13 protein-coding genes are annotated in these 11,799 nt (G+C 62.9%); 10 read left to right on the top strand and 3 right to left on the bottom strand.

Annotated elements, in window-relative coordinates:
* Nucleotides 1-11 precede the first annotated feature (11 nt).
* The 6 genes from ICL81_RS02300 to ICL81_RS02275 all read left to right on the top strand — a co-directional run bounded on the left by ICL81_RS02300 (nt 12) and on the right by ICL81_RS02275 (nt 6,127).
* Complete coding sequence (locus ICL81_RS02300; protein ID WP_188033346.1) at nt 12-995, top strand: alpha/beta fold hydrolase; 984 nt, start codon at nt 12-14, stop codon at nt 993-995.
* Nucleotides 996-1,148: 153 nt separating this feature from the next.
* The gene (locus tag ICL81_RS02295; protein WP_188033345.1) at nt 1,149-2,681 is read left to right on the top strand and encodes an ABC transporter substrate-binding protein; all 1,533 of its coding nucleotides are present in this window, start codon (nt 1,149-1,151) and stop codon (nt 2,679-2,681) included.
* Nucleotides 2,682-2,710: 29 nt separating this feature from the next.
* Nucleotides 2,711-3,664, top strand: a complete 954-nt coding sequence (locus ICL81_RS02290) for an ABC transporter permease (RefSeq protein WP_188033344.1) — start codon at nt 2,711-2,713, stop codon at nt 3,662-3,664.
* On the top strand, nt 3,661-4,515 hold the full coding sequence (locus tag ICL81_RS02285) for an ABC transporter permease (protein ID WP_188033343.1): 855 nt from the start codon (nt 3,661-3,663) through the stop codon (nt 4,513-4,515). Before ICL81_RS02290 ends, ICL81_RS02285 begins: the two co-directional genes overlap by 4 nt.
* Entirely contained in the window at nt 4,512-5,309 is a 798-nt protein-coding gene (locus ICL81_RS02280; protein WP_188033342.1) for an ATP-binding cassette domain-containing protein, read from the top strand. The genes ICL81_RS02285 and ICL81_RS02280 overlap by 4 nt, the downstream gene beginning before the upstream one ends.
* The gene (locus ICL81_RS02275; RefSeq protein WP_188033341.1) at nt 5,306-6,127 is read left to right on the top strand and encodes an ABC transporter ATP-binding protein; all 822 of its coding nucleotides are present in this window, start codon (nt 5,306-5,308) and stop codon (nt 6,125-6,127) included. Before ICL81_RS02280 ends, ICL81_RS02275 begins: the two co-directional genes overlap by 4 nt.
* 13 nt (nt 6,128-6,140) lie before the next feature.
* Here the strand turns inward: ICL81_RS02275 and ICL81_RS02270 are convergent, their stop codons facing one another.
* Nucleotides 6,141-6,401 (bottom strand): zf-HC2 domain-containing protein, encoded by a 261-nt coding sequence (locus ICL81_RS02270; protein WP_251381612.1) that lies wholly within the window; start codon nt 6,399-6,401, stop codon nt 6,141-6,143.
* Nucleotides 6,398-7,003, bottom strand: a complete 606-nt coding sequence (locus ICL81_RS02265; protein ID WP_188033340.1) for a sigma-70 family RNA polymerase sigma factor — start codon at nt 7,001-7,003, stop codon at nt 6,398-6,400. Before ICL81_RS02265 ends, ICL81_RS02270 begins: the two co-directional genes overlap by 4 nt.
* A gap of 99 nt (nt 7,004-7,102) precedes the next feature.
* On the opposite strand from ICL81_RS02265, the gene aroA reads away from it, so the two are divergent.
* From aroA to bcp, 3 genes are read left to right on the top strand one after another with little or no spacing between them, the layout of a single operon-like run.
* Entirely contained in the window at nt 7,103-8,533 is a 1,431-nt protein-coding gene (gene aroA, locus ICL81_RS02260; RefSeq protein WP_188033339.1) for a 3-phosphoshikimate 1-carboxyvinyltransferase, read from the top strand.
* Nucleotides 8,530-9,627 carry a ribosome small subunit-dependent GTPase A gene (gene rsgA, locus ICL81_RS02255; RefSeq protein ID WP_188033338.1) on the top strand — a complete coding sequence of 366 codons (1,098 nt, stop codon included), beginning with the start codon at nt 8,530-8,532 and terminating at the stop codon, nt 9,625-9,627. Before aroA ends, rsgA begins: the two co-directional genes overlap by 4 nt.
* A gap of 10 nt (nt 9,628-9,637) precedes the next feature.
* Complete coding sequence (gene bcp / locus ICL81_RS02250; protein WP_188033337.1) at nt 9,638-10,111, top strand: thioredoxin-dependent thiol peroxidase; 474 nt, start codon at nt 9,638-9,640, stop codon at nt 10,109-10,111.
* A gap of 414 nt (nt 10,112-10,525) precedes the next feature.
* Here the strand turns inward: bcp and ICL81_RS02245 are convergent, their stop codons facing one another.
* Nucleotides 10,526-10,969, bottom strand: a complete 444-nt coding sequence (locus ICL81_RS02245; protein WP_188033336.1) for a hypothetical protein — start codon at nt 10,967-10,969, stop codon at nt 10,526-10,528.
* A 201-nt stretch (nt 10,970-11,170) separates the two neighbouring features.
* Between ICL81_RS02245 and ICL81_RS02240 the strand changes: the two genes are divergently transcribed.
* Nucleotides 11,171-11,419, top strand: coding sequence for a WhiB family transcriptional regulator (locus tag ICL81_RS02240; protein WP_188022561.1), 249 nt, complete (start codon nt 11,171-11,173; stop codon nt 11,417-11,419).
* Nucleotides 11,420-11,799: the final 380 nt, after the last annotated feature.

The raw sequence follows: 11,799 nt of genomic DNA, 5'->3' as shown, positions 1-11,799 counted from the left end.
ACGCTCATGGAATGTCCAATGATGCTTCAGAGTTTCGGTTCCTCGCAGGCGACGCAGCTCGGGTCGAGCGCACCACTGCTCTTCCCGCGGTTGTTCGCACGGAATTCCAGCTTGCCGATGGGCGCGGATCGCTCAGCGCCCTCCGCTTCTCCCCTGAGCAGCCCGCACAGCTCGTCGTACTCCACGGCGCAGGACTCAATGCGCACAGCTTTGACCCCATGCTGCTCGCGCTTGACCGGCCAGCAATCTCGGTAGATTTGCCTGGCCACGGCCGGAGCAGCTGGCGAGCAGACGCCGACTATCGCCCCGAGATCATCGCGCCGGCAATCGTCGAGTTCCTCGTGGCACTCGCAGATGATCAGCCTGACACCCCGTTCAAGCTCCTCGGCCACTCACTCGGCGGGCTCGCTGCCACCTATGCAGCGGCTGAGTTCGAGAAGCTACGCCCCGGCATGCTGCGCGAACTCATGATCGTCGACATTACGCCAAGTGTCTCTCCGAGCACCGATGGCGCGGGTGTCGCGGAATTCATTACGGGCCAGCGTTCGTTCACGAACGTTGACGAAGCTGTAGACCGCGCGATCGCATTCGGCATTGGGTCCGACCGCACCACGCTTACCCGCGGCGTCACACTGAACACGCGTCTCCGCGAGGACGGTCGTCTCGAATGGACGCACCACTTTGCGCATCTCGCAGGTCTGCCCTCTGCTCCCGCGGCAGACCCCGGGAACGCAGATACGGCCGATGCAGCGCCGGCAGCTGCCGCGCAGGCCGATCCGCGCCCCTACGCAGGCGCATGGGACGCACTCGAAGCATTGACGTGTCGCGTAGTCCTATTTCCCGCAACTGCGGGCATGGTCTCGCAGGAGCTTGCACGAGAGTGGACGGAGCGCTTGCCACTCGCGTCAATTGCCACCATCGAGGGCCCTCACAACCTTCACGAAGCGGTTCCGCGTGACCTTGCGAACCACATCCAAGAGCTCGATCCGAGATAACAACACTGCAACACTGCGACTTCACACTGGCAGCGAGACAGTCTGACGCGTAATGTCTGCTGTTATCCACTCGCGCAGTGAAGCGCCGTGCACAGTCATATCCCTGTCTGCGGCCGCTCGGTCGTAAGCAATCATGTTCCAAGGAGACCAGACGTGAGTGAAACCACTCCCGCAGCGCCTAGCTACGCCAAGCGTGGCAAGTCGCGCACGCCGATCATCATCATCGCAATCGTAGTTATTGCCCTCATCATCGGCGCAGCAGTGTTCTTCTTCAGCAAGCCAGACGGCACAAAGAACGCAGCAGACAACGAAATCACCATCGGGCTCGTACTCGAGCCCTCGAGTCTTGACGTTCGAGAGAACACTGGTGTTGCCACCGGCCAGATCCTCATCGACAACGTCTATCAGGGCCTCGTCGGCATCAAGCCTGGCTCCGTCGCAGAAATCGTTCCGGTTCTCGCAACTGAGATGCCCCAGGTCAGCGACGATGGCCGCGAGTACACCTTCTCATTGCAGCAGGGCGTCAAGTTCCACTCTGGCAACGTCATGACTGCCGACGACGTGGTTGACTCGCTGACCGCTTCACTCTTGGACACGACCGTTGGTTTCACCCCGACGATCACCAAGATTGATGAGCAGACAGTGAAGATTACCCTTGCCGAGCCGAACAGCATGCTCCTGTGGGTTCTCGCGAACCAGTCCGGCCTCATCCTCGAGACCGCAGCGACCAACAACCTGCAGAGCTCTGCAAACGGCACCGGCCCTTACACGTTCGAGCAGTGGAAGAAGGGCGACAGCCTGACCCTCGCTCGCAACGCAGACTACTGGGGCGAGGCAGCAACGCTTGACCGCGCCGTGTTCCGCTTCTTCCCTGAGGGCCGTGCTGCGGTCAACGCACTGAAGGAAGGCGACCTCGACGTCCACACTGCGTTGCTCCCGCCGCTGCGCGCTGAGTTCGAAAATAACTCGAACTTCACCCTCGTCCGTGCTGACAGCTCCGATGTCTTCACACTCGCCTACAATTCGCAGCAGGCTCCCCTGAACGATCCGAAGGTTCGTCAGGCCCTCAGCATGGCGATCGACAGCGACGCGCTCCTCGGCACCCAGAACGGTGACGCGAAGGTCATCGGCAGTCCGATCACCGAACTCGAGCCCGGCTACACAGATCTGACTGACGTCAACGCCTTTGATCCAGAAGGTGCACGTGCCCTGCTGCTCGAGGCAGGCCACCCGAACCTCAGCCTCACCATCACCGCACCGAATCACTACGACACGACCTCGCTCGATCTCGTCACAAGCCAGCTCGCGGCAGTAGGCGTTTCGGTCAAGGTCAAGTCGGTCGAGTTTGCGACCTGGCTGTCCGAGGTCTACCAGAACCGTGACTACCAGCTCAGCTACGTTGACCACGCCGAAGCTCGTGACTTCGCAAACTACGCGAATCCCGACTACTACTTCGGGTACAACAACGCTGACGTGCAGAAGCTCTACGCAGAGGCACTCGCCTCGACGGACGCAGACAAGTCAGACGAGTTGCTGCAGGAAGCAGCAACGATGGTCGCGCAGGATGCTCCCGCAAAGTGGCTCTTTAACTACACGCCGACCAACGTCGTGAGCACCGAGGTCACTGGCTTCCCCGAGGTGAACACCAACAGCCGTGTGAACCTTGCTGAGGTCACCGTCAACTAGCCACGGGCATCGCCCGGTACTCTCGTAGAGTGACTCGTTTCATCCTCACCAGAGCAGGACTCCTCGTCCTCGCTTGGCTACTCGCCAGCGTCGTAATTTTTGCGACACTGCGCGTGCTGCCAGGCGACGTTGCCCAGGTGATCGGTGGCACGAACGCTTCACCTGAGCGCATCGCAGAGCTGCGTGAGCAACTCGGTTTGAACCAACCGCTCATGACGCAGTACGCCTCCTGGATGGGAGGCGTACTGCGCGGTGATCTCGGCACCTCCGCACTGACGGGCCAGCCCGTCGCTGCGAGCTTGGTGGAGAAGGCCGAAGTAACGCTTCCCCTCACCGCCCTTTCACTTATCGTCATGCTCATCGTGGCGTTGCCGCTTGGCGTGTTTGCCGCGTATCGCGCGAACACTGCAGCAGGCAAGATCGTGACCGTCTCGAGCACGTTTGCCTCAGCGATACCCGTTGTCTGGGCTGGTCTGCTCGGAATTCTCGTGCTGTCGCAGTGGCTCGGCTGGCTCCCCTCCCAGGGTTTCCCGCGTGAGGGCTGGAGCGATCCACTCGCCGCGCTGCGAGCACTTATCCTTCCCGCACTGACAATTGGTCTCATGGAGGGCGCGATCCTCTTCCGCTTCGTGCGCAGCGCGACACTTCGCGCGCTCGAGGCAGAGCACGTACGCGCGGCTATGGCCCGGGGTCGCACGCGCCTCCGCGCCCTCCTCGAGTACGGCCTGCCAGGTGTCGGGCTCTCCGTCGTCTCGATGCTCGGGCTGCAGGTTGCGGCGCTCATCGTTGGTGCGGTCGTCATCGAGAAGCTCTTCTCTCTTCCCGGCCTCGGCAGCATGCTCCTCACTGATGTCGGCGACCGAGACTTCCCGCAGGTGCAGGGCATTCTGCTCGTGCTCACGGGCCTCATCCTCGTGATCGGCGCGATCGTCGACGTCGTGCATCGCATGCTCGACCCGCGACTGAAGGGGGCAGGCGAATGATCCGCACTCTGAAGTCAATACTGCGCAACCCGGCCGGGTGCGCGGGAGTGATTGTGCTCTCGCTCGTGGTGCTCGTGGCGATCATCTCGCTGTTTTGGCTCCCGGCAGGTCCAAATTTCGCGAGCGCCTCGCAGATCTGGCAGCAGCCCTCTGCCGCGCACCCGCTCGGCACTGATGGCAGCGGCCGTGACATCTTCGCGCGCCTGATGGCCGGCAGCAAGGTCTCACTCGGTGTCGCGCTCGGCACAGGTGTCGTCGCGAGTGCTATCGGCTTCTTGCTCGCCGTCCCTGGCGGGCTCGGCAAGCGCCCCGTTCGCGAGGTCGTCGCAGTTCTCATCGATGTTGCGGTCGCGTTCCCCACGATCCTGCTGACGGCGATGCTCAGCGCGGTCTTCGGCAGCGGCATCCCCATCGTGATCGCCGCGCTCGGTATCGCGTTTGGCGTCTCCATCGGTCGCGTGCTCCGCGCCGATCTGCACCAAATCGCCCGCGAGGACTATGTGCTCGCCGCGCGCGCAGCGGGTCTCCCCCGCCGCAAAATCCTCACGCGCCACCTCTTGCCTGGCGTGCGACCGGTATTCCTCGTGCAGCTCTCCCTCTCCATGGGCCTCGCGGTCCTCGCGGAATCGAGCCTGTCCTTCCTCGGGTTCGGTGCACCAAACCATGTCCCATCGTGGGGCCGCATGCTCGCTGACATGGAGCGCTACATTTCAGTGCATCCGCTGTCGGTCTTGTGGCCAGGCCTCGCAATTACGATCACGGTGCTCGCATTCTTTCTGCTCGGTGACGCGCTGCGTGACGCGCTCGAAAAGGGCGGCCGTGACGCAGACCAGCAGGAGGCACGACAATGACTCAGTCACTCACCTTGCGTGTGCAAAACCTCTCAATCTCGATCGCCGGCACAGACGTTGTGCACGACGTTTCCTTCGAGGTCGCAGCTGGTGAGCGCGTCGGTATTATCGGCGGATCAGGCTCGGGCAAGACCCTCACCGCGCTCGCCATCGCCGGGCTGCTTCCCGATGAGGCGACGGCCACCGGTTCGGTGCAGATCGGGCAGCCCGATGGCACAACGACCGAGCTGCTCTCGCTGTCAGAGCGAGAGCTCGCGAAATTGCGCGGCGACCAGATCGGCATGGTGTTCCAGGAACCCAAGACGGCGCTCAGCCCGTTTCAGACCCTTGGTACGCAAATGACCGATGCACTCGCCCTGCACTACCGTTTGAGTCGAAGTGAACGTCAGGCCGCTGCAGTCCGCCTCGCGACCCAGGTGAGTCTCAAGGATCCCGCTCGGATGGTCAACGCCTACCCGCATGAAGTTTCTGGTGGCCAGCGCCAACGCGCGGCCATCGCCGCTGCGATCTCAGCCTCACCAGGTCTGTTACTCGCTGATGAGCCCACCACCGCACTCGATGTCTCGGTGCAGCGCGGCGTGCTCGACCTCTTCAACACCATCGTTGATCGCGGCGACTGCTCGCTCCTGTGCATCTCGCACGATATCGCGGCGATCCAGCTCGTGTCTGACCGCATCCTCGTGTTCGACGCTGGCCGGGTGGTTGAGTCTGGATCCACTCTCGAAATCTTGGAACGGCCGGCGCACGCGATCACTCGCGCGCTCATCGCTGCGGCAGGAGGTGCTCCCGCATGACCGAGAACGGTGTTCAGCCGCTCGTCGCTGCACGCGACGTCACCAAGGTGTACCGTACGCCTGCGCACACCCTGTTCGGCAAGCGCAATCGGGTGCACGCGCTCGCTGGCGTCACGCTTGAGGTGCCTCGCGGCCAGAGCGTCGCGATCGTTGGCGAATCAGGTTCGGGCAAGACGACGCTGTCGCGTCAGTTGCTTGGCTTGAGCAAGCCCACGAGTGGCGAGGTTGCCTTCGACGGGCGGAAGGTCGATCCGCGCACCGACGACCTCGTGTGGTTGCGGCGCCGAACCGGGCTCGTGTTCCAGGACCCCTACTCGTCGTTCAATCCGCGACGCACGATTGGTGACTCAGTAGCCGAGCCGCTGGAGTCGGCAGCGGAGCCGTGCAGTCGCGAAGAACAGCTGGAGATGGCGCGCGCGATGCTCGTACGCGTTGGCCTCCCGGCAGACGCCGTTGATCGCTTGCCGCGCGCATTTTCCGGCGGCCAGCGGCAGCGGATCGCGATAGCTCGCGCCCTCATCCACCACCCAGAGCTCCTCGTCGGTGACGAGCCAGTGAGCGCGCTCGACGTGCTCGTGCGGGCACACGTGCTTGAGCTGCTCGCGCAGCTGCGGGCGGAGCTCGGCCTCACGATGATCACGATCACGCACGACCTCAGCATCGTGCCGCAGCTCGCGGAACGCACGGTCGTCATGAGCAACGGTCTCATTGTGGAGGACGGCCCGACCGCGCAGATCCTCACACAGCCCGAGCACCCCTACACCCAAGAGCTGCTCGCGGCACGACTCGAGCTGCCGCCAACTACCTGGCGCGGCTAGGCGAGCGGAGGCGCTAAGCCTGGAGCCCTCGCAGGATTGCGTCACGCAGGTCAGCGGGCGCACAATCTGCACGCTCGTCTTCGCAGACGCGCTTAATGACCTCGGTGAGGCTCTCGCACACTGACTGCTCGCTCCGACAGTTCGCGCAGTTCGTGAGATGCTCACGGATAGGTGCCGAGTCTTCGGTGCACAGCTCGCCGCGTAGCCAGTCATAGAGCTTGGCGCGAGCCGTCTCACAGCCGCAGTCGTTGACGGTGTCGTTCTGCATCGTCATACTCCCTTCGCTGATGTGTTTGTGTTCTTACTGAGTCCAACGCCCTGCTCGCTCGCGTATTCCCCAAGCAGCTGACGAAGCTTGGCGCGCCCGCGATGGAGGCGGCTCATGACCGTGCCAATCGGAACGCCAACGATCTCCGCAATCTCCTGATAGCTAAAGCCCTCAACATCGGCGAGGTAGACCGCGATGCGGAAGTCTTCCTTCAACGAAGCAAGCGCGTCAGTCACCACGCTCGCTGGTGTCCGATCAATCGCTTCTGCTTCTGCCGACTGAGTCGATGTGGGTGCTGCGGTAGTCGATTCGGCTCCACCAAGCTGCCACTCTTCGAGCTCTTCAACGACTCCCAGGTGCGGCTCTCGCTGCTTCTTGCGATAGCTGTTGATATAGGTGTTCGTCATGATGCGGTAGAGCCAGGCCTTGAGGTTCGTGCCCGGTTCAAAGCGGGCAAACGCCGCGAATGCCTTGAGATAGGTCTCTTGCACCAGGTCTTGCGCGTCGGCTGGGTTTCGCGTCATCTTCATCGCTGCACCATAGAGCTGGTCGAGCAACGGCAGCGCATCTTCGGCGAATCGCGCTTTGAGGGTCTCGGTTTCACTCACATTCCGATCCTATTGCGGTTTACCCGGATCTTGCTGCAAACCGTCACGTATGCGTGCGCAATGGCTTCAGCATCGGCCCGCGGGATAGACTCGGCAGTGATGTTGGTCGGAAAAATGAACTCAGGCAATGACGGCGACGAGGCGCGCTCAAGCGATGCACTCGACGGTGGCGATCAGGCATGGGCTGCACCGGTTGCGGCTCACGAGCTCGCGGCGGTCGTACCGCTTCCCGGCTCAAAGTCGCTGACGGGCCGCGAACTTATCCTCTCGGCACTCGCTGACAGCACTGGCACCTTGCGTGCCCCGCTCCATTCGCGCGACACAAACCTCATGGTTGAGGCGCTTCGCTCGTTCGGCACCGTGATCGAGGAGTTGCCTGGCAGCGGCCCCTATGGCCCCGATCTACGCATCACCCCGGTTGCAGAGTTGCGCGGATCGACCTCGGTCGAGTGCGGACTCGCCGGCACGGTCATGCGCTTCGTTCCCGCGGTCGCAGCCCTCGCGCTCGGCCCCACCTCGTTTGACGGGGACCCGTACGCCCGCAAGCGCCCAATGCGTGCCATTCTCGAGGCACTCTCGGCCCTCGGTGCTGACATTGCAGACGATGGCCGCGGCGCACTTCCCTTTACCGTGCACGGCACCGGCAGCCTCCGAGGCGGCCGCGTCGAGCTCGACGCCTCACTCTCGAGCCAGTTTGTTTCTGGCCTGCTGCTCTCTGGCGCACGCTTCGATGAGGGCGTTCACGTGGTCCACACCGGAGACCGCCTGCCGAGCGTCCCGCACATCGAGATGACCCTTGAAGCGCTGCGCGCTCGTGGTGTCGACGCTGGCTCCCCCGCGACGGGTGAATGGCGTGTGGCACCTGGACCGATCCGCTCCCTCGATCTCACGATCGAACCTGATCTGTCGAACGCGGCGCCGTTCCTTGCCGCTGCGCTCGTCGTTGGTGGCTCCGTGACCGTGCCACACTGGCCCGCCGTGACGACCCAGGTCGGCGATCACCTGCGCGAGCTATTGCCGAAGTTTGGCGCATCGGTGAGCCTGGATGGCGACCGCTTGACGGTCTCCGGCACGGGCAAGATCTCCGGTGTTGAGCTGCACGTTCCCGAGGCTGGCGAGCTCGCTCCCGTTCTCGTGGCGCTCGCAGCGCTCGCTGATTCGCCGAGCAAGATTACCGGCATTGGTCACATCCGCCATCACGAGACTGACCGAATTGCCGCCCTCGTGGCAGAGATCCGCGCACTCGGTGGCGATGCTGAAGAACTTGAAGACGGCATCGCGATTACCCCGGCTCCCATCACCGGTGGCCCCTGGCGCGCATACGCTGATCACCGCATGGCACAGGCTGGTGCGCTCATCGGTCTGCGCGTACCCGGCGTCATGATCGACGACATCGCCTGCACGTCAAAGACGCTGCCGGAGTTCCCCGAGCTCTGGACCGCGCTCGCAACCGGGACCGTTATCGACGCGTCCTCGGAGGAGCCAGCCGAACCCATGTTCTTCGACCTCGGCAATGGACTGACCGTATGAGCTGGCTGACTTCTGACGACGACGATCTCGACGGCCCCTACGCGGAGTATGCGGATCACCGCATTCGTAGCCGACCGAACCCGAAGGCAAACCGGCCCCGCACGAAGCGTCGCCCGGAACACGCAGACGCCGTCATCGGCATGGTCACCGCGGTTGACCGCGGCCGGTACACCACGCTTGTGCCGAAGGACGCGGATCCGCACGACCCCACCGAACGCTCCATCACGGCGGCACGCGCCCGTGAGCTGCGCCGCACCCCGATCGTCATCGGTGACCGTGTGCAGCTCGTCGGCGACATCTCCGGCGAAGAGGGGTCGCTCTCGCGCATCGTCGGTCTCGAAGATCGCAAGACTCTACTGCGCCGTAGCGCGGACGACAGCGACACCGTCGAGCGCGTCATGGTCGCGAACGTCGATCAGATGCTCATTGTCATCGCAGCGGCAAACCCCGAACCGCGCGTGCGCCTCGTTGACCGCTACCTCGTCGCAGCGTACGACGCAGGCATCTCACCGATCCTGTGCATCACCAAGTGCGACCTTGCTGACCCAGAGCCGTTCCTCGCGCACTTTGCTGGCCTTGAGGTGCCCGTATTCCGCAGCTCGCCAGCTGACTGGGAAGAGGACGCACCCGACGGCGTGCTCGCCGCGATTCGTGCCCAGCTCGAAGACAAGACGACCGTCTTCGTCGGCCACTCAGGAGTCGGCAAGTCAACGCTCATCAACGCGCTCGTACCCGAGGCGGATCGTGCGACCGGACACGTGAACGAAGTGACCGGCCGCGGCCGCCACACCTCGTCATCGTCGGTGGCGTTCCGGATGCCGCGCGGCGGCGTCGGTTCGAGCGAGGACGCAGACGTGGATCCCGGCTGGGTCGTCGACACGCCAGGTGTGCGCTCGTTCGGCCTTGGCCACGTGACCGCTGAGGGCATTCTGAGCGGCTTTGTCGACCTCGCGACGCTCATTGACAGCTGCCCCCGCGGCTGTACGCACCGCGAGGACGCTCCTGACTGCGAGCTCGACCTCGCGATCGCAGACGAGCGACTCGACGCGATGGGCGCGTTGCGCGTCGAGTCGCTTCGCCGCCTTTTGCCATAGAGTGGAAAGCATGACCGATCGCATCATTCTCGAGCCAGGCCAGGCGGCACCCGACTTTTCGCTGCAGGATCAGGACGGCAACGTTCGCACCCTCACAGAGTTCCGCGGTAAGCGCGTCATCATCTTCGTGTACCCGGCCGCAATGACGCCGGGTTGCACGAAAGAGGCATGCGATTTCCGTGATTCGACAGCACCGCTTGAAGCCGCAGGCTTCCAGGTACTCGGGCTCTCTCCCGATACCGTCGAGAAGCAGGCAAAGTTCGCAGAGCGCGATGCACTCGACTACCCACTGCTGAGCGATCCCTCGAAGGAAACGCTCGTCGCGTACGGTGCGTACGGTGAGAAGAACTCGTACGGACGCCTCCTGAAGGGCGTCATTCGTTCGACTTTCATCATCGACGCCGATGGCAAGATTGAGCAGGCGCTGTATAACGTCAAGGCCACCGGCCACGTTGCGCGCATTCGCAAGATCGTCGAGGTGTAAGCCGCGCCTTGTCCGCAAGGGAAGCAATGAGCGTTGAGCGTTGAGCGTTGAGCGTTGACACCCTAGTCAACGTCCTGGCAGAGTGGCTCACGCCACTCTGCATAGGCGTGCTTATAGCGCTGTTCGGGCTGCGCCTGCTTCCCGCTGTTTACCACGACGGTCGCCCCGATCGGGCGCGTTTTAGGCTGGCCCGAGCAGCGGCATTCCCCGCGGCCGTGTCCACAGCCGTCGCAGCCGTTGCGATTTGGGTGGGCATGCAACTCATGCCAGCACTCTGCGAGATACTCGTGTTGTGCTTCGCGCCAACGGTCTTGGCAGGCGGTGCCTGGTCAATCGAGCTTTCGCGCAGGGCCGTGCTTACACAGAATCGCAAACAGTAACTCCTGCGGAGCAGGCTGCGAGTTATGGCGACAGTTACTCGTCAAGTGGCTCGGGCGGCGTCGGGCGCGCAATGACAGTACCGATGATCGCAATGATGGCAACGAGAAGCAGTGCTATGCCGACGGCCACGGTGCCAAGGATTCCCTGCAGAATGCCGACCGCCGCTGAAAACATCAGAATGTGGATCGTGATGGCAGATCCGCGCGCCCAACTCGGCGTCCCCTTCACTGCACCGTAGGCGGTCACTGCCACCCAGATCCAGCTAAGAACGACCGAAATAATGATGCTGGCACGGAGGCCGGCCGGGGCACCGGTATCGCCAAGAACACCGCTGAAAGTCTGCCAGAGGACAACCAGTCCAGCGAGCGACTCGAGTACGAGGATGAGCCGCAAAATGGTCCACCCGAGACGTGATTTCGGGGACTTTGAGGCGTTCAGCGCGACCTCGTAGTCGCTGGGGGTGACGTCTTCAGACATTGAAAAATACTCCTGGCGAAAATTACGAGAAATAAACTATTGATTACTGTTCATTTACATGCAACGATATATACATCATCGAGTTCCGCGCACACTGACGTGAGCATGCTCATTCACGTGTTCACGTGCAGCGCGCAACTGTAAGGCTATCTGCCTCTCCTGTTCCGTGCCTGTGCGAAAACCAAACAGGAGGAAATAAGTATGGATTGGCGCGAGAAGGCCGCTTGTCTCACCGTAGACCCCGAGCTCTTCTTCCCGGTCGGTAACACCGGCCCGGCAGTAGATCAGATCGAACGCGCAAAGGCAGTTTGCGCACGTTGCTCGGTCACCGAGATGTGCCTCCAGTACGCAATGGACACTGGTCAGGACTCGGGCGTCTGGGGCGGCCTGAGCGAGGACGAGCGTCGCGCACTGAAGCGTCGTGCGGCACGTGCACGCCGAGCTTCCTAAGCTCCTCCCTCTTCAAGGGTGACACCCCAGCAACAAGGGGTAAAAGTATTCGCAATAACCGGGTGGGCTGTTGCGAATATTTTTTTGCGCCGGCGGGTGCGGTGCGCGTGGCGCGGGTTGGTGTTTGGGGCGGTGTGGGTGCGGTTTGTCTGCTTTGCCTGGGTCAACCCCGCGAGATGGGCGCTTTCTGCCGAGATGGCTAGTTTCAGCCGGCTGAAACTATAGTTCTCGGCAGAAACACCCTGTTTCGAGGGGTTGGCCCGGCGGCCGCGGAAACCGCGAGCTGCGAGGGCAAAACACGCACGCCCTCACCCCACAGAGGGCCTGGTGGATTCAATAAGGCCGCCCGGCCGCGAGGCCGGCCCATTCTTTCCCCGGCG

The organism is Leucobacter sp. cx-328 (assembly GCF_014530035.1).
Taxonomy (GTDB): Bacteria; Actinomycetota; Actinomycetes; order Actinomycetales; family Microbacteriaceae; genus Leucobacter.
The sequence above is the reverse complement of the archived record's forward strand: the minus strand, read 5'-3'. Positions and strand labels throughout refer to the sequence as shown.

Excerpts from the sequence above, each read along its gene's own strand:
- ICL81_RS02240 (WP_188022561.1), top strand. The coding sequence starts at position 11,171 with ATGGATTGGCGCGAGAAGGCCGCTTGTCTCACCGTAGACCCCGAGCTC.
- rsgA (WP_188033338.1), top strand. The coding sequence starts at position 8,530 with ATGAGCTGGCTGACTTCTGACGACGACGATCTCGACGGCCCCTACGCG.
- ICL81_RS02245 (WP_188033336.1), bottom strand. The coding sequence starts at position 10,969 with ATGTCTGAAGACGTCACCCCCAGCGACTACGAGGTCGCGCTGAACGCC.
- ICL81_RS02300 (WP_188033346.1), top strand. The coding sequence starts at position 12 with ATGTCCAATGATGCTTCAGAGTTTCGGTTCCTCGCAGGCGACGCAGCT.
- ICL81_RS02270 (WP_251381612.1), bottom strand. The coding sequence starts at position 6,401 with ATGACGATGCAGAACGACACCGTCAACGACTGCGGCTGTGAGACGGCT.
- ICL81_RS02275 (WP_188033341.1), top strand. The coding sequence starts at position 5,306 with ATGACCGAGAACGGTGTTCAGCCGCTCGTCGCTGCACGCGACGTCACC.
- ICL81_RS02285 (WP_188033343.1), top strand. The coding sequence starts at position 3,661 with ATGATCCGCACTCTGAAGTCAATACTGCGCAACCCGGCCGGGTGCGCG.
- aroA (WP_188033339.1), top strand. The coding sequence starts at position 7,103 with ATGTTGGTCGGAAAAATGAACTCAGGCAATGACGGCGACGAGGCGCGC.
- bcp (WP_188033337.1), top strand. The coding sequence starts at position 9,638 with ATGACCGATCGCATCATTCTCGAGCCAGGCCAGGCGGCACCCGACTTT.
- ICL81_RS02280 (WP_188033342.1), top strand. The coding sequence starts at position 4,512 with ATGACTCAGTCACTCACCTTGCGTGTGCAAAACCTCTCAATCTCGATC.